The following is a 21864-nucleotide window of genomic DNA, read 5'->3' as shown; positions in this document are numbered from 1 at the left end:
AACCTGTGAATTCACGAGGGGCCGAACCATTGCGATGGGCGGCAAGCCTCTAGTCTAGTCAGCGGCGTAAGCACTGAGTAAATAGCCGGTAAATTGGCTTTGCCTTCTGCTTTCAACTGCTTATCGTTCACGCTCTCGCATAGCTCGACCTCGATCATGTCCCCGAAAACTGAGAAGACCCCGCTTTCCCGTTCCCTCCGTCACTGGCTGACCATTGCCTTTACCTTGCTCGCGCTGCTGGTGCTGATCTGGTGGTTCTGGCCGGAAACCGCCGCCAAGGCCAACCAGCAGGGCGGCAGGGGAGGGCCGGGCCGTCCGGGCTTCGGTGCCTTCTCGGGCCCCGTGCCGGTGCGCGTGGCCCCCATCACCCAGGGCGACTTCCCGGTCTATCTCAAGGCCCTCGGCACCGTCACCGCGTTGAACACGGTGAACGTGCGCGGCCGCGTCGACGGCGAGCTGGTCAAGCTGCAGTTCGAGGAAGGCCAGCAGGTCAAGGCCGGCGACCTGCTGGCGGTGATCGACCCGCGACCCTACCAGGTGGCCCTGCAGCAGGCCGAAGGCACGCTGGCGCAGAACCGCGCCCAGCTGAAGAACGCCGAGATCGACCTGGCGCGTTACCGCGGCCTGTATGCCGAGGACAGCATCGCCAAGCAGACCCTGGACACCCAGGAAGCGCTGGTGAACCAGTACCGCGGCACCCTCAAGTCCGACGAAGCGGCGGTGGCCGAAGCCGGGCTCAACCTCGGCTTCACCCAGGTGCGCGCGCCGATCGCCGGCCGCCTCGGCCTGCGTCAGGTGGACCTGGGCAACCTGGTCAGCAGCGGCGATACCACGCCACTGGTGGTCATCACCCAGACCAAACCCATCAGCGTCGCCTTCACCTTGCCCGAGGGCCAGCTGCCGGCGGTGGTCGGCCGCTTCCGCGCCGGCCAGCCGCTGGTGGTGGAGGCCTGGGACCGCGACGACAAGCGCCTGCAGGCCGAAGGCGTGCTGCAGAGCCTGGACAACCAGATCGACACCACCACCGGCACCCTCAAGCTGAAGGCGCGTTTCGCCAACGAGGACGAAATCCTCTTCCCCAACCAGTTCGTCAATATCCGCCTGCGCGCCGACCTGCTGCCGAAGGCCGTGCTGATCCCGTCGGCCGCCGTACAGTTCGGCAGTCAGGGCACCTTCGCCTACGTGATGGATGGCGAGAAGAAGGTGAGGGTGCGCAAGTTGGAAACCGGCCCGGACGATGGCGAGCGCACCGTGGTCAAGAGTGGCCTGCAACCGGGCGAGCGGGTGGTGCTGGAAGGTACCGACCGCCTGCGCGATGGCAGCGAGGTGGAAGTGGTGCACGACGCCGACGAGGTGCCCGCCCAGCCCACCGAGCAGCTGCAGGGCGCCAAGCCTGAAGGCCAGGGCACGAAAGGCGGCGTATGAACCTCTCCCGCCTGTTCATCCTGCGACCGGTCGCCACCACCCTGAGCATGCTGGCGATCCTCCTCGCCGGCCTGATTGCCTACCGCCTGCTGCCGGTGTCCGCGCTGCCGGAGGTGGACTACCCGACCATTCGCGTCCTGACCCTCTATCCGGGTGCCAGCCCGGACGTGATGACCAGCGCCGTCACCGCGCCCCTGGAGCGCCAGTTCGGGCAGATGCCGGGGCTGACGCAGATGTCCTCCACCAGCTCCGGCGGTGCCTCGGTCATCACCCTGCGCTTCAGCCTGGAGGTCAAGCTGGACGTCGCCGAGCAGGAGGTGCAGGCAGCCATCAACGCGGCTACCAACCTGTTGCCCAATGACCTGCCGGCGCCCCCCGTGTACAACAAGGTCAACCCGGCGGACACCCCGGTGCTGACCCTGGCCATCAGTTCGAAGACCATGCCGCTGCCCAAGCTGCATACCTTGGTGGACACCCGCATGGCGCAGAAGCTGGCGCAGATCAATGGCGTCGGCATGGTCAGCATCGCCGGTGGCCAGCGCCAGGCCGTGCGCATCCGCGTCAATCCCGAGGCGTTGGCGGCCAATGGCCTGAACCTGTCGGACGTGCGCAGCCTGGTGGGCGCCTCCAACGTCAACCAGCCCAAGGGCAACTTCGACGGCCCGACCCGCGTCTCCATGCTGGATGCCAACGACCAGCTGAAATCCGCCGAGGAGTACGCCAACCTCATCCTCGCCTACCAGAACGGTGCGGCCCTGCGCCTGAAGGACGTGGCCGAGATCGTCGACGGTGCTGAAAACGAACGCCTGGCCGCCTGGGCCAACGAGAACGAGGCGGTGCTGCTGAACATCCAGCGCCAGCCCGGCGCCAACGTCATCGAAGTCGTCGATCGTATCCAGGCGCTGCTGCCGACCATTACCGCCAACCTGCCGGCGGGCCTGGACGTGGTGGTGCTCACCGACCGCACCCAGACCATCCGCGCCGCCATCACCGACGTGCAGCACGAACTGTTCCTCGCCATCGCCCTGGTGGTGATGGTGACCTTCCTGTTCCTGCGGCGGATGAGCGCCACCCTCATTCCGTCCATCGCCGTGCCGCTGTCCCTGGTGGGCACCTTTGCGGTGATGTACCTGGCCGGCTTCTCCATCAACAACCTGACGCTGATGGCCCTGACCATCGCCACCGGCTTCGTGGTGGACGACGCCATCGTCATGCTGGAGAACATCGCCCGCCACCTGGAGGAGGGCGCGACACCGCTGGAGGCTGCACTCAAGGGCGCCCGGCAGATCGGCTTCACCCTGATCTCGCTGACCTTTTCGCTGATCGCCGTGCTGATCCCGCTGCTGTTCATGGCCGATGTGGTGGGCCGGCTGTTCCGCGAGTTCGCCATCACCCTGGCGGTGGCCATCCTGATTTCGCTGGTGGTATCCCTGACTCTGACGCCGATGATGTGCGCCCGCCTGCTCAAGCGCGAAACCAAGGAAGAGGAGGGTGGTTTCTACAAGGCCAGCGGCAACTTCATCGACGGCATGATCGCCCAGTACGGCCGCGGCCTGACCTGGGTGCTCAGGCACCAGGGCCTGACCCTGCTGGTGGCCGTCGGCACCCTGGCGCTGACGGTGGTGCTCTACCTCGCCGTGCCCAAGGGCTTCTTCCCGGTGCAGGACACCGGCGTCATCCAGGGCATCACCGAGGCGCCGCAATCGGTGTCCTTCCGTTCCATGAGCGAGCGCCAGCAGAAGGTCGCCGCGCTGATCCTCAAGGACCCGGCGGTGGCCAGCCTGACCTCCTACATCGGGGTGGACGGTGACAACGTCACCCTCAACAGCGGGCGCATGCTGATCAACCTCAAGCCCCACGGCGAACGCGACGTCACCGCCAGCGACGTGATCCAGCGCCTGCAGCCCGAACTTGACCGGCAGAGCGACATCCGTCTTTACCTGCAGCCGGTGCAGGACCTGACCATCGAAGACCGGGTCAGCCGCACCCAGTTCCAGTTCAGCATGGAGTCGCCCGACGCCGAGCTGCTCAACGAGTGGACCGGCAAGCTGGTGGACGCCCTGCGCCAGCAGCCGGAGCTCTCGGATGTGGCCAGCGACCTGCAGGACAAGGGTTTGCAGGTCTACCTGAACATCGACCGCGACATGGCCGGGCGCCTGGGCGTGGAAATCTCCGCCATCACCGATGCGCTCTACGACGCTTTCGGCCAGCGGCAGATCTCCACCATCTTCACCCAGGCCAGCCAGTACCGCGTGGTGCTGGAATCCGCCGCCGGCGAGCGCATCGGCCCGCAGGCGCTGCAGCAGATCCATGTCGCCACCAGCGCCGGCACCCAGGTGCCGCTCTTGGCCCTGGCCAAGGTGGAGGAGCGCCAGGCGCAACTGGCGATCAACCATATCGGCCAGTTCCCGGCAGTGACCCTATCCTTCAACCTGGCTCCCGGCGTCGCCCTGGGCGAGGCGGTGGCGGTGATCGAGCGGGTGCAGCAGGAAATCGGCATGCCGGAAGGCATCCAGACCCGCTTCCAGGGCGCGGCGGCGGCCTTCCAGGCGTCGCTGTCCAGCACCCTGCTGCTGATCCTGGCCGCCGTGGTGACCATGTACATCGTCCTGGGCGTGCTCTACGAGAGCTACATCCACCCGGTGACCATTCTCTCCACGCTGCCCTCGGCCGGAGTCGGCGCCTTGCTGGCGCTGCTGCTGACCGGCAACGACCTGGGTCTGATCGCCATCATCGGTATCATCCTGCTGATCGGCATCGTCAAGAAGAACGCGATCATGATGATCGACTTCGCACTGGAGGCCGAGCGCCACCAGGGCATGTCGCCCGAGGCCGCGATCTACCAGGCGGCGCTGCTGCGCTTCCGGCCGATCCTGATGACCACCCTGGCGGCCCTGTTCGGCGCCATCCCGCTGATGCTCGCTACCGGCTCCGGCGCCGAACTGCGCCAGCCCCTGGGCCTGGTGATGGTCGGCGGCCTGCTGCTGTCCCAGGTGCTGACCCTGTTCACCACCCCGGTGATCTACCTGGCCTTCGACCGGCTGGCCCGCCGTTTCACCGGCCGCAGCGCGGCGGGGGTGGCGGTATGAGCCGTTTTTGCTCGCGCTTGCTGCTTGTCTCCCCTCTCCCGTTTACGGGAGAGGGGCCGGGGGAGAGGGCTCTCACCTTGCCCTCTCCCCAACCCTCTCCCGCGAGCGGGAGAGGGGGTGATTGGCTATGAATCTCTCCGCCCCCTTCATCCATCGCCCGGTGGCCACCATGCTGCTGAGCCTGGCGATCCTGCTGCTGGGCAGCGTCAGCTTCGGCCTGCTGCCGGTGTCGCCGCTGCCGCAGATGGACTTCCCAGTGATCACGGTGCAGGCCAGCCTGCCCGGCGCCAGCCCGGAAATCATGGCTTCCAGCGTCACCACGCCGCTGGAACGGTCCCTCGGCACCATCGCCGGGATCAACCAGATGACCAGCCGCACCAGCCAGGGCTCGACGCGGATCATCGTGCAGTTCGACCTGGACCGGGACATCAACGGCGCCGCCCGCGACGTGCAGGCGGCCATCAACGCCTCGCGCAACCTGCTGCCCAGCGGCATGCGCAGCATGCCCACCTACAAGAAGGTCAACCCGTCCCAGGCGCCGATCATGGTGCTGTCGCTGACCTCCGACGTGCTGGAGAAGGGCCAGCTCTACGACATGGCCTCGACCATCCTGGCCCAGAGCCTGTCCCAGGTTAAGGGCGTGGGCGAGGTGCAGATCGGCGGCAGCTCGCTGCCGGCGGTGCGGGTGGAGCTGGAGCCGCAGTTGCTGACCCAGTACGGCATCGCCCTGGACGACGTGCGCGACACCATCTCCGCGGCCAACCAGCGCCGGCCCAAGGGCGCGGTGGAAGATGCCGGCAGGCATTGGCAGGTGGGCGCCAACGACCAGCTGGAAAAGGCCGCCGACTACGCGCCGCTGATCCTTCGCTACCAGGACGGCGCCGCCCTGCGCCTGGGCGACGTGGCCAAGGTTCGCGACGCGGTGGAAGACCGCTACAACAGCGGCTTCTTCAACGACGACTCGGCGGTGCTGCTGGTGATCAACCGCCAGGCCGGCGCCAACATCATCGAGACCATCGAAAGCATCAAGCAGCAGTTGCCCGCCTTGCAGGCGGTGCTGCCGGCCAGCGTCAAGCTGGACCTGGCCATGGACCGTTCGCCGGTGATCCGCGCCACCCTGCACGAAGCCGAGCGCACCCTGCTGATCGCGGTGGCGCTGGTGATACTGGTGGTTTACCTGTTCCTCGGCAACCTGCGCGCCTCGCTCATTCCGGCGCTGGCGGTGCCGGTGTCGCTGGTGGGCACCTTCGCCGTGATGTACCTGATGGGTTTCTCCCTCAACGTGCTCTCGCTGATGGCACTGATCCTCGCCGCCGGCCTGGTGGTGGACGATGCCATTGTGGTGCTGGAGAACATCTCGCGGCACATCAACGACGGCATGGCGCCCTTCAAGGCGGCGCTGCAGGGCACCCGTGAAGTGGGCTTCACCCTGCTGTCGATGAACCTCTCGCTGGTGGCGGTATTCGTCTCCATCCTCTTCATGGGCGGCATCATCGACCGGCTGTTCCGCGAGTTCTCCCTGACCCTGGCGGTGGCCATCCTGGTCTCGCTGCTGGTGTCCCTGACCCTGACGCCCATGCTCTGCGCGCGCTGGCTCAAGCCTCATGTGCCGGACCAGGACAGCCGCCTGCAACGCTGGAGCGAAGCGCTGCACCAGCGCATGGTCGGCGCCTACGACCATACCCTGGGCGTGGCCCTGCGCCATCCGCGCCTGACCCTGGCCAGCCTGCTGCTGACCATCGCCTGCAACGTCGCCCTCTATGTGCTGGTGCCCAAGACCTTCCTGCCGCAGCAGGACACCGGCCAGCTGATCGGTTTCATCCGCGGTGACGATGGCCTGTCCTTCACCGTGATGCAGCCGAAGATGGAAATCTTCCGCCGCGCGGTGCTCAAGGACCCGGCGGTGGAAAGCGTGGCCGGCTTCATCGGCGGCAGCGGCGGCATCAACAACGCCTTCATGATCGTGCGCCTGAAGCCGATCAAGGAGCGCAAGGATTCGGCGCAGAAGGTCATCGAGCGGCTGCGCGCCAGCCTGCCCAAGGTACCCGGCGGCCGACTGATGCTGATGGCCGACCAGGACCTGCAGTTCGGTGGTGGCCGCGAGCAGCGCAGCTCGCAATACGAGTACGTGCTGCAGTCCGGCGAACTGACCGACCTGCGCACCTGGGGCCCGAAAGTCACCGCTGCGCTGAAGTCCCTGCCGGAGCTCACCGCCATCGACGCCAACGAAGGCGAGGGCGCCCAGCAGGTCACCCTGGTGGTGGACCGTGACACCGCCAAGCGCCTGGGGGTCGACATGGCCATGGTCAGCTCGGCGTTGAACAACGCCTACAGCCAGCGGCAGATTTCCACCATCTACGACACCTTGAACCAGTACCAGGTGGTGATGGAGGTCAACCCGAGGTACGCCCAGGACCCCGAGACCCTCAAGCAGGTCCAGCTGATTACCGCCGATGGCCAGCGCGTGCCGCTGTCCAGCTTCGCCCGCTACGAGCGCAGCCTGGAGGAAGACCGGGTAAACCACGAGGGCCAGTTCGCCTCGGAAAGCATCGCCTTCGACCTGGCGCCCGGCGTCAGCCTGGACAAGGCCACCGTGGCCATCGAGAAGGCGGTGGCCGCCATCGGCCTGCCCAGCTCGGTGATCGCGCGCATGGGCGGCAGCGCCGATGCCTTCCAGGCCACCCAGCAGAACCAGCCCTGGATGATCCTCGCCGCCCTGGTGCTGGTCTACTTGGTGCTGGGCATCCTCTACGAGAGCTACATCCACCCGCTGACCATTCTCTCCACCCTGCCGTCGGCGGGTGTCGGGGCGCTGCTGGCGATCCTGCTCACCGGCGGGGAGTTCAGCCTGATCTCGCTGCTCGGCCTGTTCCTATTGATCGGTGTGGTGAAGAAGAACGCCATCATGATGATCGACCTCGCCCTGCAGCTGGAGCGCAACGACGGCCTGTCCCCGGACGAGTCCATCCGCCAGGCCTGCCTGCTGCGCCTGCGGCCGATCCTGATGACCACCATCGCCGCCATCCTCGGCGCCGTGCCGCTGCTGATCGGCGGCGCCGAAGGCGCGGAAATGCGTCAGCCCCTGGGCCTGGCCATCATCGGCGGCCTGGTGCTGAGCCAGTTGCTGACCCTCTTCACCACCCCCGTGGTCTACCTCTACCTCGACCGCCTGCGCCACCGCTTCAACCGCTGGCGCGGCGTTCGTACCGACGCTGCTTTGGAAACACCCCTATGAACACCGCCGCACATCCCATCAAACCCCTGCGCCACGCCTTGGCCCTGGCCCTTGCTGCCCTGCTGCTCGGTGGCTGCGCCATAGGCCCGGATTACCAGCGTCCGGAGCAGAGCGTGCCGGCGCAGTTCAAGCACGCCGAAGGCTGGACCCTGGCCAGCCCGGCGGACCTGGAGCACCGCGGCCGCTGGTGGGAGCTGTACGGCGATGCCACCCTGAACGACCTGCAGCAGCGCCTGGACACGTCCAACCAGACCCTGGCCCAATCCGTCGCCCAGTACCGCCAGGCCCAGGCCCTGGCCCGTGGCGCCCGCGCCTCGTTCTTCCCCTCGGTGACCGCCGCCACCAGCAAGACCCGGTCGGGGCAGGGCGGTGGCAGCAGCACGGTGCGCTTGTCCGACGGCTCCACCGTGACCAGCTCCGGGGGCGGCGGCGTGTCCAAGAGCTATGACGCCAGCCTCGGGGTGAACTGGGAGATCGACCTCTGGGGCAAGCTGCGCCGCCAGCTGGAATCCGACACCGCCAGCATGCAGGCCAGCGCCGCCGACCTGGCCGCCGTGCGCCTCAGCCTGCAGTCGGAACTGGCGCAGAATTACTTGCAGCTGCGCGTGCTGGATGCGCAGAAGCGCCTGCTGGAGGCCACAGTCGCGGCCTATCAGCGCTCGCTGACCCTGACTGAAAACCAGTACAGGGCCGGTATCGTCACCAAGGCTGACGTGGCCCAGGCCACTACCCAGTTGAAAAGCACCCAGGCCCAGGCCATCGACCTCAAGTACCAGCGCGCCCAGCTGGAGAACGCCATCGCCGTGCTGGTCGGCCTGCCGCCCTCCGAATTCAGCCTGGCCGAGGTGGACAGCGTGCCGGCATTGCCCGAGGTGCCGACCCTGCTGCCGTCGCAACTGCTGGAACGGCGCCCGGACGTGGCCACCGCCGAGCGCGACGTGATGGCCTCCAACGCCCAGATCGGCGTCGCCAAGTCGGCCTACTTCCCCAGCCTCAGCCTGAGCGCCGCCGGTGGCTACCGCAGCGGCAGCCTGCAGGACTGGATCACCACGCCCAATCGCTTCTGGTCCATCGGCCCGGAATTCGCCATGACCCTGTTCGACGGCGGCCTGATTCGCTCCCAGGTGGCCCAGGCCGAGGCGAATTACGACCAGACCGTGGCCTTCTACCGCCAGACCGTACTGGACAGCTTCCGCGAAGCCGAGGACTACATGGTCCAGCTCGATGTCCTGGAAGAGGAGAGCGGGGTGCAGCAGGAAGCCCTGGACGCCGCCCGCGAAGCCCTGCGCCTGATCACCAACCAGTACAAGGCAGGCACGCTGGACTACAACAGCGTGGTCACCAACCAGGCCACCGCCCTGAATAACGAGCGCACCGTGCTGACCCTGATGGGCAGCCGCCTGACCACCAGCGTCCAGCTGATCGCCGCCCTCGGCGGCGGCTGGGACCAGGGGCAGTTGGAGAAGGTGGATTCGGATTCCGAAGAGCTGCCCTGAATCATTGGGCACTGCTTTTCTGTGGGGGCGAATTCATTCGCGAAGGGCAGCGCAGCTGCCCCAATGGAATTTCGTTGGGCGAGCCTACGGCTCGTTTAGCGAATGAATTCGCCCCCACAAGGATCATCGCTTCCGCACAGAGCTTTCAACCGCTCCACCAGCTCATCCCCCGCACGTCCCAACCCCGTCCGCCCATACAGCGCCAACCGTAATCCCTGGATCTCCGGCAGTCCCTCGCTCGCCAGCAGCCGATGCTCCGCCCCAAGCACCCGCAGCGGCAGTAGGCTGACCCCCAACCCCGCCGCCACCGCCGCGCGCACACTGGCCAGGCTGGCGCTGGAATAGGCGATCCGCCAGCGCCGACCTTGCACGTCCAGGCCATGGAGCATTTCGTTGCGATACAGGCCGCCGGCGGGGAACACCACCAGGGGCATGGGCTCGCGGCCGAAGGCCGGCTGCCTGGCGCTGTCCACCCAGCCCAGGGGCTCCGGCCAGGACGCCAGGCTGCCGCCGGGATCGCCCATGCGCTTGATCAGCAGCAGGTCGAACTCACCGCCCTGGTAGAGCCGAAGCAGTTCCGGGCTGAGGCCGCTGGTCACCTCCAGGCGCACACCGGGATGGGCGGCGGAGAACTCCGCCAGCACCGGCATCAGCCGTTCGGCGGCGAAGTCCTCGGGGACCCCCAGGCGCAGCACGCCGCTGTCGGGCTGGTGGCGCAGCACGTCGGCCGCTTCCTCCTGCAGGGCGAGGATGCGCCGGGCATAGCCCAGCAGTTGCTCGCCTTCGGCCGTGGCCACCACCTGGCGCTGGCTGCGGTCCAGCAGGCGGCAACCCAGGCTTTCCTCCAGCCGACGCAATTGCTGGCTGACGGTGGACTGGGTCAGGTGCAACCGCTCGGCGGCGCGGGTGAAATTGCCGCAGTCGGCCACGGCCACGAAGCTGCGCAGGAGGAGGGGATCGAACATGTAGGTATTCCAAAGGCCACTGATGTGTATGGTTATATTTAATTTCAGAATACTTGACCAGAAAGACATAATTTCGCCCATTCTTTCGCGCCCGGAGGTATGCCATGAAATCCGGAATCATCCCGACCCTGTTCCTTGCCGCCGGGATCCTCCTCGTCGGCGAGGCGACGGCCGACCAGGCGTCGGCACAGCGCCTGCTGCAGGCCGCCGGCGCGGGTGACCTACCAACGGTCGACGCCATGCTCGAGCAGGGCGTGGCCGTGGACGTGCGCGATGGCCAGGGCAATACGCCGCTACTGCTGGCCACCGTCGCCAACCGGGTGGAGGTGGCGCGCCGGCTGATGGACGCCGGAGCCGACGTCAACCTGCAGAACCGCATGCAGGACAGCGCCTACCTGCTGGCCGGCGCCAGTGGCCACCAGGAGATTCTCGAACTGACCCTGACCCATGGCGCCGACCTGCGCAGCACCAACCGCTTCGGCGGCACCGCGCTCATCCCCGCCTGCGAGCGCGGACACGTGGACACCGTGCGCACCCTGATCGGCGCCGGCGTCGACCTCGACCACGTCAACAAGCTGGGCTGGACCTGCCTGCTGGAGGCCGTGCTGCTGGGCGACGGCGGTACGGCCCACCAGCGCATCGTCGAGCTGCTGATAGCCGCCGACGCCGACCTCGACCTGCCCGATCGTGACGGCGTCACCCCCTTGCAACATGCCGAGCAGCGCGGCCAGCGGGAAATTGCCGCCAAGCTGCGCGCTGCCGGCGCCCGCTGAAAATCGGAGTACCCCATGTCGGAAGACCGCAACTACCTCGAACAGGCCGTGGAACTGGCGCGACAGAACGTCGAGCAGGGCGGCCGTCCTTTCGGCGCGCTGCTGGTGCGCGATGGCCAGGTCCTGGCCCGCGCAGTGAACGAAATCCACCTCAGCCAGGACCCCACCGCCCACGCCGAGCTCCAGGCCATCCGCGCCGCCAGCCGGCAGCTGGGGCCGCGCCTGGACGGCTGCGTAATCTACGCCAGCGGCCAGCCGTGCCCCATGTGCCTGGCGGCCATGCACCTGTGCGGCGTCAGCCGGGTGGTGTTCGCCGCGGCCAATGCCGAAGGCGAGCCCTTCGGCCTGTCCACCGCCGCCGTCTACCAGCAGATGGCCCTGCCGCTGCAGCAGCAGAAGCTGGACATCCAGCACCTGCCGCAACCGGCCATGGCCGAGATCTACGCCCGCTGGAAGGCCCTGCATGCCACGCGCTGATCGACTCGAAACCCTCGCCGCCTGGGCACTGCTGGTGGTCCTGGGGCTCAACCTGCGGCCCATCCTCAGCTCGGTCAGCCCTTTGCTGGCGGACATCCGCGCCGCCACTGGCATGGGCTTCCAGACCGCCGCGCTGCTCACCACGCTGCCGGTGATCTGCATGGGCCTGGTGGCCCTGCTGAGCAACCGCCTCGGCGGCCTGGGCGAGCGCCGCGGCATCGGCCTGGGCCTCGCGCTGATCGCCGGGGCCTGCCTGGCGCGGCTGCTCAGTGGTCAGGCGGGGCCGCTGCTGGCCACCGCATTGCTGGGAGGCGCCGGAGTTGCGTTGATCCAGGCATTGCTTCCGACCGTGATCAAACGCCGTTTCGAAGGCCACGTGGCCCTGGCCATGGGCGTCTACTCGGCGTCCCTGATGGGCGGCGGTGGTCTGGCGGCGCTGTTCAGTCCGCTGCTGGCGCAGCAGTTCGAGCACTGGCAGGCGGGGCTCGGTCTGTGGATGCTGCCGGCGCTGCTGGCACTGGCGCTCTGGCTAGCGCGCCCCTTGCCCAGCCCGGCACCGGTTGCCGCCGCCAGGCCGACGAGCTTCCTCGGCAATCGCCGTGCCTGGTTGCTGGCGCTCTATTTCGGCCTGGTGAATTGCGGCTACATGAGCATGGTGGCCTGGCTGCCGGCCTACTATCAGCAACTCGGCTGGAGCCCGACCCGCAGCGGCTCGCTGCTGGCATTCATGACCATCTTCCAGGTGCTGGCCGCCCTCAGCATGCCGGCCCTGGCGCAACGCGGCAGCGACCGCCGGCCGCTGCTGTCGGTGAGCCTGCTGGCTCAGGTCGTGGGCTACGCCGGCCTGATCTGGGCGCCCCTGGAGTTCGCCGGCCTCTGGGTGGCGCTGATCGGTTTCGGCCTGGGCGCCTGCTTCGCCCTCAGCCTGATCCTCACCCTCGACCACCGCCGCGACCCCCGCGAGGCCGGCCAGCTGGCGGCTTTCGTGCAGGGCGTGGGCTTCCTGATCAACGCCATTTCGCCCTGGCTCAGCGGCTGGCTGCGGGAGCTCACCGGCAGCTTCACCAGCGCCTGGCTGGTGCTGGTGGTGAGCGTGGTGCTGATGCTCGGGGTGACCCGGCTGTTCAGCCCGGCGAGCTACAGGCCAGCGGTCGTCAAGGAGCCGGTACCCGGGTTGGGGTAGGGTGGAAATCGCCTTTCATTTCCACCAGCGGGGCGTCTCCCGCCTCCCAAGATGGATCGATGAAGCGTGATCCGCCCTCCAGCTCCTACAAGCCGTCCCGGATGGCCGGTCCCGCACGCCGCGCCAACTCCGGCTATACCACTGAAATAGCCCTGTAGCCGGCACCGGCCGGGGCTTCGAGGTGATTCCCGGGAGGCTCGCATGTCGCAATCCGCCAGAACCGCCATTGTCACGGGGGCTTCTCGTGGCATAGGCGCCGCCATTGCGCGGCGCCTGGCCGCCGATGGCATCCAGGTGGTAGTCAACTACGCGACGCGGCCGGAGGCTGCGGAACAGGTGGTACAGGAAATCAGGCTGGCCGGGGGCCAGGCCTATCCGATACTGGCCGATATCAGCGACCCGGTGGCGGTGGCCGTGTTGTTCGACCAGACGGAAATGGAGTTCGGCGGCATCGACATCCTGATCAACAACGCCGGGGTGATCCAGCCCGGCCTGGTACCCCTGGCCGACACCGATACGGCGCTTTTCGACCGCCTCTTCGCCATCAATACCCGCGGCACTTTCAATACCCTCAAGCTGGCGGCCACGCGCCTGCGCAGCGGCGGGCGCATCGTCAACCTGTCCAGCAGCGTGGTAGGGATGGGCCTGCCGGGCTATGCGATCTACGCCGCATCCAAGGCCGCGGTGGAAACCATGAGCGCGATCTTCGCCCGCGAGCTGCGGGGGCGGAACATCTCGGTCAACTGCGTGGCGCCAGGACCGACCGCGACCAATCTGTTCCTCGAAGGCAAGCCGGTCGAGCTGGTGGAGCGCCTGACCCGGCAGGCACCCCTGGAGCGCCTGGGCAATCCCGAGGACATCTCCAGCCTGGTGGCCTTCCTGGTGGGGCCGGAAGGGGCCTGGGTCAATGGCCAGACCCTGCGGGTCAATGGCGGGATCGTGTAGCCCCGTCCCGGATCGGCTCAGGCCGCGACATCCAGCAGCGTCTCGGTTTCTTCCAGCAGTTCCTCCAGCAGGAAGTCGTCCATGTCCGGCTCCAGCGCTGCCGCATTGCCGAGCCGGCCGGTGAAGATCAGGCGCATTTCCTTGCCGTCGCGTTCCACCCGGTGCTCGCCGCCGCAGGCGCGGCAGTAGACCAGGGAGCCGCTGGGCTGGCTGTGCTTGACCACTATGATCGGTCCGCAGCCGGCGCAGTGCTGCAGCGGGATATGCGGCTCGCTGTGGCCGACTATGTGCTCCAGGGCGCCGCGCTCTCCCAGGGCGATCAGCCGTTCGCCGCATTCGCGATCGAACTGGCTGCCCAGGTACTCGGCGATGATGTCCAGCGCCGTGGCGATAGGCATGGCACTGCGATAGGGGCGGGTGCTGGTCATCGCGTCGAAGGCGTCCGTTACCCCGACTATCCGCGCTTCCACGGGAATGGCCTCGCCGCGCAGGCCCTGCGGGTAGCCGCGGCCGTCCGGGGTCTCGTGGTGCATCAGCACCACCGGCAGCACCAGGGGCGCCAGCGGGTGCCCTGTGAGCAGGCGCTGGCCGACTTCCGGGTGGGTGCGCATGACTTCGAACTCATGCTCGTCGAGCGGGCCCGGCTTATTCAGCACGGCGTCGGGCACGCCTATTTTGCCGAGGTCATGGAGAAAGCCGCCGAGGGAAATGCGTGCCACTTCGGAGGCTGGCAGGCCCATGTCCATGGCCAGCAGCTGGGAAAACTGGGAAACGCGCCAGAGGTGGCCGCCGGTATAGGCGTCCCGGGCCTCCACCAGGGCGGCCATCACGTAGAGGCTCTTCAGCAGCGGGTGGATGGCGCTGGCCGCGACGCTGAGACGGGGCCGGTAACCGGGGATGTTCATCAGGTGTTCCTCCGCAGGGTTGGAGGTGGAACAGCACGTGAGGGACCTTCCTGATTACGCCCGGCCGCGGCTGTTGGGAAGGGCGCTTCATCGGCTGGTGCCGGCCATCGACAAAGGGGCGTCGTCCAGGGTTCGGGTGCCATGCTTGAATTGGGCAGGAGGCAGTCATGAAGGGTTACCAGCTTACGCTCTACACGCAGCAGAACCGCCGGCACCAGGGCAAGATGCTGGCCGACTGGGTAGTCGGCCTGGCCATGGACATGGGCTTGCGCGGCGCCACCCTGGTTTCCGGGATCGAGGGGTTCGGCCATACCAGGCAGTTCCATTCCCACCACTTCTTCGAGATGGCCGACCAGCCGATGCTGATCCTCATGGCCCTTTCCGAGGACGAATGCGACGCCCTGCTGAAGCGCCTGGACGAGGAGGGTGTGCCGCTGTTCTACGTCAAGGTCCCGGCCGAGTTCGGGCTGCTGGGCACACCGGTGGATGCCTGAGCCATTCGCCTCTGCGACAATCGCCGCTCCCGATCGCTGACAAGGCCGCCCGATGAACCCCGAAGACCTTCTGCTCCTGGTCACCCGTGAGATGCCCTACGGCAAGTACAAGGGCCGGCTGCTCGCCGACCTGCCCGGGCACTACCTCAACTGGTTCGCCCGCGAGGGCTTTCCCAAGGGCGAGATCGGGCGGCTGCTGATGCTGATGCAGGAGATCGACCATAACGGGTTGAAGCCGTTGCTGGAGCCCCTGCGCAACAAGCAACAGCGCTTTTGATTCCTTGTAGGGGCGAATTCATTCGCCCCTACAGTTGAAATCGCCCCCTCAGGGTTCGAGCAGCCCGCAATCTCTTGCGAATCCCGTCCGATAACCGCCCACCCCCGCCACACCCCATCCCCGCACCAACCGCTCTACCTCGCCGCCCGCCCGCCATTGTTCTCGATTCGCAAACACTCAAATCGCTGAAAGCGGAATTGTTGGGGGAGGAGGGCGCTTGTAGCTTGCGAGCCAGCCGAACGACAGGGCCGCACTGCCATCAGGACCCGACTCGGCATCAGGCTGACTAATAACAACAAGGTAGCTGCCATGATTCCTCGCAAGCATCTTCCCGCGTCCTCCCTGCTCGGCCCGCTCCTGGCGGCCGCTGCGCTGTTCCCTGCATTCACCCAAGCCGCCGAATCGGGCCCGGACGGTTCCCTGTTCCGCAGCGTCTTTGGCGACAGCCTGGAAAAGGACCATGGCATCAAGGTCCACGGCTGGGCCCAGGCCGGCTGGATCTACAACGACAACGGCAGCGACGACGTGAGCAAGCAGGCCTTCTTCAACAACGACGAAGGCTTCAACCTCAACCAGTTCGCCCTGGCCATCGAGAAGACCCCCAAAGGCAATGTGGTCGGTCGTGTCGGCCCGTTCCCCGGTCCGATGCCGCAAGAGGCCGATTGGGGCTTCAACGTCACCGCGCTGTATGGCAAGGACGCACGCTTCTTCAAGACCTACGGCTTCGATGAAGACTTCGGCGTCAACCGTGATGCCGACGCCAATGACGAGAACTTCAACATCGCCCAGGCCTACCTGGACTTCTATATCCCGGTGCTTGGCGGTTCCAACCTGATGCTCGGCGTCTTCCACACCCCGCTGGAAAACGAGATCGGCTTTGCCCTCGGCAGCCCGGCGCCGACGGACTTCTACAGCCATACCTACTCCTTCATGCACGGTCCGGCCAAGCACACCGGCGCGCTCTACTCCTTCAAGCTGCCGCAGGAAGAGGGCGGCAGCATGCTCGGTTTCGAACTGGGTGTGGTGCAGGGCTGGAACAACATGCAGGACCCCAACGGTGACCCCGACGTGATCGCCAACCTGCGCTGGCGTTCGGCGGATTTCCGTACCTGGGTCGACTGGGAAAACATCTACGGCAATGGCGCTGGCGACAGCTTCGCCGAATGCGCCTGCGGCTCGCCGATCCCGGCCGGGACCGAGGACCAGGACCTGACCCGCTACGCCTCCTACCTGACGGTTTCCCATGTGCTCGACGAGCGCAACCGCGTCGCCGTGGAGTTCAACTACGGCCAGCAGGAGGACGGGGCCTTCGCCGCCTTTGCCAACAAGAGCAACGCCCACTGGTACGGCACCGACGTCAACTGGTACCACCGCCTGGGCGACAACCTGATGTGGAACAGCCGCGCCGAGTGGTTCTACACGGACGCCCCGGTGCATGTGGTGATGGCCAACATCGACCCGCAGACCGGCATCCCCGACCCGAGCTGGGGCAGCTTCTACGGCTTCACCACCAACCTCGCCTGGACGCCCGTGCCCAACGTGCGCCTGCGCCCCGAGCTGCGCTACGACATTCACAGCGGCAACGGCCGCGACGCCTTCGGCGACGGCCGCGAAGACAGCCAACTGGTCGGCTCCTTCGACATCACCGTCTTCTTCTGATCGGGCACCACCCCAGTGCCAGTCCTGGCCGGGCGCCTTCGCGAGCCCGCGCCGGGTTCCACGCTCTCGACGAGGTACACGCCATGGACAACAACAAGAAACTCCTCGGTGCCGGGCTTTCCCGGCGTGATTTCCTGCGGGCAAGCGGCGTCGTGGCTGGCGGCTCGCTGCTCGCAGGCTTTTCTTCAGGACCGCTGCTGGCGGCGGAGAAGGTCATCCGCATCGGCTATGTCAGCCCCCAGACTGGCCCGCTGGCCCCCTTTGCCGCAGCGGACGCCTACATCATCGAAAGCCTCGCTTCGGTGCTGAAGAACAGCATCACCGTGGGCGGCCAGCGCTGCCGCCTGGAGGTGCTGGTCAAGGACAGCCAGTCCAACCCCAACCGCGCCGCCGAAGTGGCCAACGAGCTGATCCTGTCCGATGGCATCGACCTGATGCTGGTGTCGTCCACCCCGGAAACCACCAACCCGGTGTCCGACCAGTGCGAGATCAACGAGATCCCCTGCATCTCCACCGTGGCGCCCTGGCAGCCCTGGTTCTTCACCCGTGGCGGCAAGCCGGATGAAGGCTTCGAGTGGACCTATCACTTCTTCTGGGGCCTGGAGGACGTGATCGCCAGCTACACCGCCATGTGGGGCGGCATGGGCAGTAACAAGGTGATCGGCGGGCTGTTTCCCAACGACGGCGACGGCAACGCCTGGGGCGATGACAAGCTGGGCTTCCCGCCGGTGCTCTCGCAGAAGGGCTTCCAGCTGGTGGACCCGGGCCGCTTCCAGAGCCTGACCGACGATTTCTCCGCGCAGATTTCCGCCTTCAAGAAGGCCGAGGCCGAGATTGTCACAGGCGTGGTTATCCCGCCTGACCTCACCACCTTCTGGACCCAGGCGCGCCAGCAGGGCTTCCAGCCCAAGGCCATGTCGGTGGGCAAGGCGCTGCTCTTCCCCTCGGCGGTGGAGACCCTGGGCAAGGCCGGGCACAACCTGTCCACGGAAATCTGGTGGAGCCCGAGCCACCCCTTCAGCTCCTCGCTCAATGGCCTCACCGCCGGGCAGCTGGCCGCGCGCTACACCCAGGCCACCGGCAAGCAGTGGACCCAGCCGCTGGGCTTCGTCCATGCGCTGTTCGAGCTGGCCGTGGACATCCTCCAGCGCACCGAGGAGGCGGGCAATCCGGCGGCCACGCGGGATGCGCTGCTGAAGACCGAGCTGAATACCGTGGTCGGCCCGGTGAGCTGGAAGAACGGCCCGGTGAAGAATGTCGCCAAGACCCCGCTGGTGTCGGGCCAGTGGCGTCTCGGTGGCCCCTTCACCTATGACCTGGTGATCACCAGCAACCAGACCGCGCCGCAGATTCCCCTGGGTGGGGAGATGCAGGCGATCGCGTACTGAGCGGCGGGTCCCCCCCTCTCCCCAGCCCTCTCCCCGAGGGGAGAGGGGGCGGTTCGTGCCCGGATGCAATCCGGGAATTCCGGCCAGCATGGCCGCAAACAGGTATCACGACATGCAACAACTCCTCGTACTGGAGCAGGTGCACAAGAGCTACGGCTCGGTGAAGGTGACCGACAATCTCAGCCTGGCCCTGGCGCCGGGCGAAGCGCTGGGCATCATCGGGCCCAATGGCGCGGGCAAGAGCACGCTGTTCAACCTGATCGCAGGCGGCGTGGCGCCCGACAGCGGGCGCATCCACTTCCAGGGTGAAGACGTCACCCGTGAACCGGTGTTCAAACGCTGCCAGCGTGGCATCGGCCGTTCCCACCAGATTCCCCATCCCTTCGTGAAGATGACGGTATTCGAAAACCTGCTGGTGGGCGCCACCTTCGGCGCCGGGCAGGCGGAAAAGGACGGCCATGCCTGGTGCGCGCACATCCTCGAACTCACCGGCCTGATGAAGAAAGCCAACGCCCTGGCCGGCTCCCTGACCCTGCTGGAGCGCAAGCGCCTGGAAATGGCCCGCGCCCTGGCCACCCGGCCGCAGCTGCTCTTGCTCGACGAGATCGCCGGCGGCCTCACCGAGCCCGAGTGCCTGGAGCTGGTGGGCACCATCCAGGGCATCCATCGTTCGGGCACCGCGATCATCTGGATCGAGCACATTGTCCACGCGCTGCTGGCGGTGGTCGGCCGCCTGGCGGTGATCAACTTCGGCCGCAAGCTGGACGAAGGCGAGCCCCACGCGGTGATGGCCAACCCCAGGGTGCAGGAAATCTACATGGGCATCGGGAGCTGAGGTCATGCTGACGATCCGCAAACTGCGCGCCGGCTACGGCGACTTCCAGGCCTTGTTCGACATCGACCTGGAACTGGCCGAGGGCGAAACCCTGGCCATCATCGGCTCCAACGGCGCCGGCAAATCCACCTTCCTGCGCTCGCTTGCCGGGCTGATCCGCAACGACTCCGGCGCCATCCGCTTCAAGGGCGAATACATCGGCAGCCTGCCGGCCAATCGCGTGCTGGAGCGGGGCATAGCGCTGGTGCCGGAAGGTCGCAGGCTGTTCCCCTCCCTCAGCGTCGAGGAGAACCTGCTGATCGGCGCCTACAGCAAGCGCCAGGGTGCCTGGAACCTGCAGCGCATCTACGCGCTGTTCCCGGTACTGGAAACGCTGCGCAAGCGCCCCGGCACTGCGCTTTCCGGCGGCCAGCAACAGATGGTCGCCATCGGCCGTGCGCTGATGTCGAGCCCGAGCCTGCTGCTCTGCGACGAGATCAGCCTGGGCCTGGCGCCCACCACCATCAAGGACATCTATGCCGCGCTGCCGTCGATCAAGGCCGACGGCACTGCGGTGATCCTGGTCGAGCAGGACATCAACCAGGCCCTGGCCGTGGCGGACCGCTTCTACTGCTTCCAGGAGGGGCGTATCTCCCTCTCCGGCAAGCCGGGCGAAGTCAGCAAGGAGCGGATCAAGGCGGCCTATTTCGGCCTGGCGGAGGCATGACGATGGAATGGCTCAATACCCTGGTGCAGGGCGTGCTGCTCGGCGGCCTCTACGCCATGTTCGCGGTCGGCCTGTCGCTGATGTTCGGCATCATGCGCCTGGTCAATATCGCCCACGGCGACTTCATCGTGCTGGCCTCCTACCTGGCCCTGGTGGTGGTGGAGGCCCTCGGTCTGTCGCCGCTGGCCAGCCTGGTGCTGGTGGTGCCGGTGATGTTCGCGGTCGGCTACGGCCTGCAGCGCGAACTGCTGAACCGCACCCTCGGCCAGGACATCCTGCCGCCGCTGCTGGTGACTTTCGGCCTGTCGATCATCCTGCAGAACGTGCTGCTGGAGTTCTTCAGCGCCGACAGCCAGAAACTTTCCCAGGGCGACCTGGAAGTGGCCAGCCTGTCCCTCGGCGGTCTCAGCCTCGGGGTGATGCCGCTGATGGTGTTCGGTTGCGCGCTGCTGGTGATAGGCGGACTGCAGCTGCTGTTCTACAAGACCAGTCTCGGCCGCGCCTTCCGCGCCACCTCGGATGACCAGCACACCGCCCAGCTGATGGGCATCGACAACCGCCACATCTTCGGCCTGGCCATGGCCCTGGCGATGGCGGTGGTGTCCATCGCCGGGGTGTTCCTCGCGGTGCGCACCAGCTTCGATCCCAGTGTTGGTCCCGCACGCCTGCTCTATGGCTTCGAGGCAGTAATCATCGGCGGCCTCGGCAGCCTCTGGGGCACTCTGGCCGGTGGCGTGATCCTCGGTGTCGCCCAGGCGGTGGGCGCGCGCATCGACCCGGGCTGGCAGATCCTCGCCGGCCACCTGGTGTTCCTGCTGATCCTGGTTTTCCGCCCGCGCGGCCTGTTTCCCCGGAGTGTCGACTGATGAATGCGATGAACAACGCCTACCTCGTCCAGCGCAGCACCCGCAGCAGCCAGGTGGGCCTGGCGCTGCTCGGCGTGCTGGTGCTGGTGCTGGCTTCCCTGCCGTTCTGGGCCGACCGCGCGGTGCTGCGCCTGGTGGTGGAATTCGCCTACTACCTGGCCCTGGCGCAGATGTGGAACCTGCTGGCGGGCTACGCCGGCATGGTTTCGGTGGGTCAGCAGGCCTTCGTCGGCCTGGGCGGCTACCTGCTCTTCGTCCTCGCTGCCCACCTCGGCGTGCCGCCGCTGGCGGCGGTGTTCCTCTCGGGGCTGGTGGTGGCCGTGCTGGCGGTGCCCACCGCGCTGGTGCTGTTCCGCCTGCGCGGCGCCTACTTCGCCATCGGCACCTGGGTGGTGGCTGAGGTGTTCCGCCTTGGCCTCGCCCAGGTGGGCAGCCTCGGCGGTGGTTCGGGGCAGAGCCTGCCGGCGTCCATCGTCCGGCAGATCGGCAGCAGCCGCGACGGCCGCGAGATGCTGCTGTACTTCAGCGCCCTGACCATCGCCGTGGCCGCGGTGCTGGTGGTCTACCTGCTGCTGCGCTCCCGCCAGGGCCTGGCGCTGACCGCGATCCGCGACTCGGAGCCGGCATCCGGTAGTCTCGGCATCGATGTGTTCCGCACCAAGCTGATGGTCTACGTGCTGGCCGCCGGCTGCACGGGTGTGGTCGGCGCGCTGATCTTTCTGCAGAAGCTGCGCATCTCTCCGGACGCTGCTTTCAGCGTGCAGGACTGGACGGCGGCGGTGATCTTCATCGTCATCATCGGCGGCATCGGCACCCTCGAAGGGCCGCTGATCGGCACCCTGATCTACTTCGTGCTGCGCAGCTGCTTCGCCGAGTTCGGCGCGCTGTACATGATCATCCTCGGCAGCGTGGCGGTGCTGATGATGCTGAAAGCACCCCAGGGCGTCTGGGGGCTGGTGAGCGAGCGGTTCGGCTGGCAGCTGTTTCCGATGCAGAGAAGGTTAATAGCGGGCTAACAACGCTCTTGTGGGGGCGAATTCATTCGCTAAGGGTCGCGAAGCGGCCCCAAGAAGAGGCAGTCCTTCGGCCTGCATAGCGAATGAATTCGCCTCCACATGTTTCAATCCTGCAACTCATCGCCAACCC

18 protein-coding genes are annotated in these 21864 nt (G+C 66.9%); 16 read left to right on the top strand and 2 right to left on the bottom strand.

Features of this window, described 5'->3' with window-relative positions:
- The first annotated feature begins 156 nt into the window (after positions 1 to 156).
- The 4 genes from E8F12_RS09350 (at position 157) to E8F12_RS09335 (ending at position 9245) form a co-directional block, all read left to right on the top strand.
- Positions 157 to 1425 (top strand): MdtA/MuxA family multidrug efflux RND transporter periplasmic adaptor subunit, encoded by a 1269-nt coding sequence (locus E8F12_RS09350; RefSeq protein WP_280324962.1) that lies wholly within the window; start codon positions 157 to 159, stop codon positions 1423 to 1425.
- On the top strand, positions 1422 to 4514 hold the full coding sequence (locus tag E8F12_RS09345; RefSeq protein WP_280324961.1) for an MdtB/MuxB family multidrug efflux RND transporter permease subunit: 3093 nt from the start codon (positions 1422 to 1424) through the stop codon (positions 4512 to 4514). The genes E8F12_RS09350 and E8F12_RS09345 overlap by 4 nt, the downstream gene beginning before the upstream one ends.
- A gap of 127 nt (positions 4515 to 4641) precedes the next feature.
- Positions 4642 to 7749: a multidrug efflux RND transporter permease subunit gene (locus tag E8F12_RS09340; protein ID WP_280324960.1), complete on the top strand. Its 3108-nt coding sequence runs from the start codon at positions 4642 to 4644 to the stop codon at positions 7747 to 7749.
- On the top strand, positions 7746 to 9245 hold the full coding sequence (locus E8F12_RS09335; protein WP_280324959.1) for an efflux transporter outer membrane subunit: 1500 nt from the start codon (positions 7746 to 7748) through the stop codon (positions 9243 to 9245). Before E8F12_RS09340 ends, E8F12_RS09335 begins: the two co-directional genes overlap by 4 nt.
- Positions 9246 to 9340: 95 nt before the next feature.
- Here the strand turns inward: E8F12_RS09335 and E8F12_RS09330 are convergent, their stop codons facing one another.
- Entirely contained in the window at positions 9341 to 10210 is an 870-nt protein-coding gene (locus E8F12_RS09330) for a LysR substrate-binding domain-containing protein (RefSeq protein ID WP_280324958.1), read from the bottom strand.
- 104 nt (positions 10211 to 10314) lie between these two features.
- On the opposite strand from E8F12_RS09330, the gene E8F12_RS09325 reads away from it, so the two are divergent.
- The 4 genes from E8F12_RS09325 to E8F12_RS09310 all read left to right on the top strand — a co-directional run bounded on the left by E8F12_RS09325 (position 10315) and on the right by E8F12_RS09310 (position 13588).
- The gene (locus E8F12_RS09325) at positions 10315 to 10983 is read left to right on the top strand and encodes an ankyrin repeat domain-containing protein (RefSeq protein ID WP_280324957.1); all 669 of its coding nucleotides are present in this window, start codon (positions 10315 to 10317) and stop codon (positions 10981 to 10983) included.
- 15 nt (positions 10984 to 10998) lie between these two features.
- Complete coding sequence (locus E8F12_RS09320) at positions 10999 to 11460, top strand: nucleoside deaminase (RefSeq protein WP_280324956.1); 462 nt, start codon at positions 10999 to 11001, stop codon at positions 11458 to 11460.
- On the top strand, positions 11447 to 12643 hold the full coding sequence (locus E8F12_RS09315) for a CynX/NimT family MFS transporter (RefSeq protein WP_280324955.1): 1197 nt from the start codon (positions 11447 to 11449) through the stop codon (positions 12641 to 12643). Before E8F12_RS09320 ends, E8F12_RS09315 begins: the two co-directional genes overlap by 14 nt.
- 201 nt (positions 12644 to 12844) lie before the next feature.
- Positions 12845 to 13588 (top strand): SDR family oxidoreductase, encoded by a 744-nt coding sequence (locus tag E8F12_RS09310; RefSeq protein WP_280324954.1) that lies wholly within the window; start codon positions 12845 to 12847, stop codon positions 13586 to 13588.
- 17 nt (positions 13589 to 13605) lie between these two features.
- Here the strand turns inward: E8F12_RS09310 and E8F12_RS09305 are convergent, their stop codons facing one another.
- A complete protein-coding gene (locus E8F12_RS09305) occupies positions 13606 to 14493 on the bottom strand; it encodes an HD-GYP domain-containing protein (protein ID WP_280324953.1) in 888 nt (295 codons plus the stop codon).
- A gap of 167 nt (positions 14494 to 14660) precedes the next feature.
- On the opposite strand from E8F12_RS09305, the gene E8F12_RS09300 reads away from it, so the two are divergent.
- From E8F12_RS09300 to E8F12_RS09265, 8 genes are all read left to right on the top strand, one after another.
- A complete protein-coding gene (locus E8F12_RS09300) occupies positions 14661 to 14987 on the top strand; it encodes a DUF190 domain-containing protein (protein ID WP_280290493.1) in 327 nt (108 codons plus the stop codon).
- Positions 14988 to 15039: 52 nt separating this feature from the next.
- Positions 15040 to 15264: a DUF3820 family protein gene (locus E8F12_RS09295; protein ID WP_280324952.1), complete on the top strand. Its 225-nt coding sequence runs from the start codon at positions 15040 to 15042 to the stop codon at positions 15262 to 15264.
- Between the two features lie 309 nt (positions 15265 to 15573).
- Entirely contained in the window at positions 15574 to 16923 is a 1350-nt protein-coding gene (locus E8F12_RS09290) for an outer membrane beta-barrel protein (protein WP_280324951.1), read from the top strand.
- Between the two features lie 83 nt (positions 16924 to 17006).
- Positions 17007 to 18311 (top strand): ABC transporter substrate-binding protein, encoded by a 1305-nt coding sequence (locus E8F12_RS09285; RefSeq protein WP_280324950.1) that lies wholly within the window; start codon positions 17007 to 17009, stop codon positions 18309 to 18311.
- 112 nt (positions 18312 to 18423) lie between these two features.
- Positions 18424 to 19146 (top strand): ABC transporter ATP-binding protein, encoded by a 723-nt coding sequence (locus tag E8F12_RS09280; RefSeq protein ID WP_280324949.1) that lies wholly within the window; start codon positions 18424 to 18426, stop codon positions 19144 to 19146.
- Between the two features lie 4 nt (positions 19147 to 19150).
- Positions 19151 to 19852 carry an ABC transporter ATP-binding protein gene (locus E8F12_RS09275; protein WP_280324948.1) on the top strand — a complete coding sequence of 234 codons (702 nt, stop codon included), beginning with the start codon at positions 19151 to 19153 and terminating at the stop codon, positions 19850 to 19852.
- 2 nt (positions 19853 to 19854) lie between these two features.
- Positions 19855 to 20718, top strand: coding sequence for a branched-chain amino acid ABC transporter permease (locus E8F12_RS09270; RefSeq protein WP_280324947.1), 864 nt, complete (start codon positions 19855 to 19857; stop codon positions 20716 to 20718).
- Positions 20718 to 21734 (top strand): branched-chain amino acid ABC transporter permease, encoded by a 1017-nt coding sequence (locus tag E8F12_RS09265; protein ID WP_280324946.1) that lies wholly within the window; start codon positions 20718 to 20720, stop codon positions 21732 to 21734. Before E8F12_RS09270 ends, E8F12_RS09265 begins: the two co-directional genes overlap by 1 nt.
- The last annotated feature ends 130 nt before the right edge of the window (positions 21735 to 21864 follow it).

The organism is Pseudomonas sp. BN102, from assembly GCF_029871245.1.
GTDB lineage: Bacteria > Pseudomonadota > Gammaproteobacteria > Pseudomonadales > Pseudomonadaceae > Metapseudomonas.
Note: the sequence above shows the minus strand (reverse complement) of the source record. Positions and strands in the feature narration are given on the sequence as shown.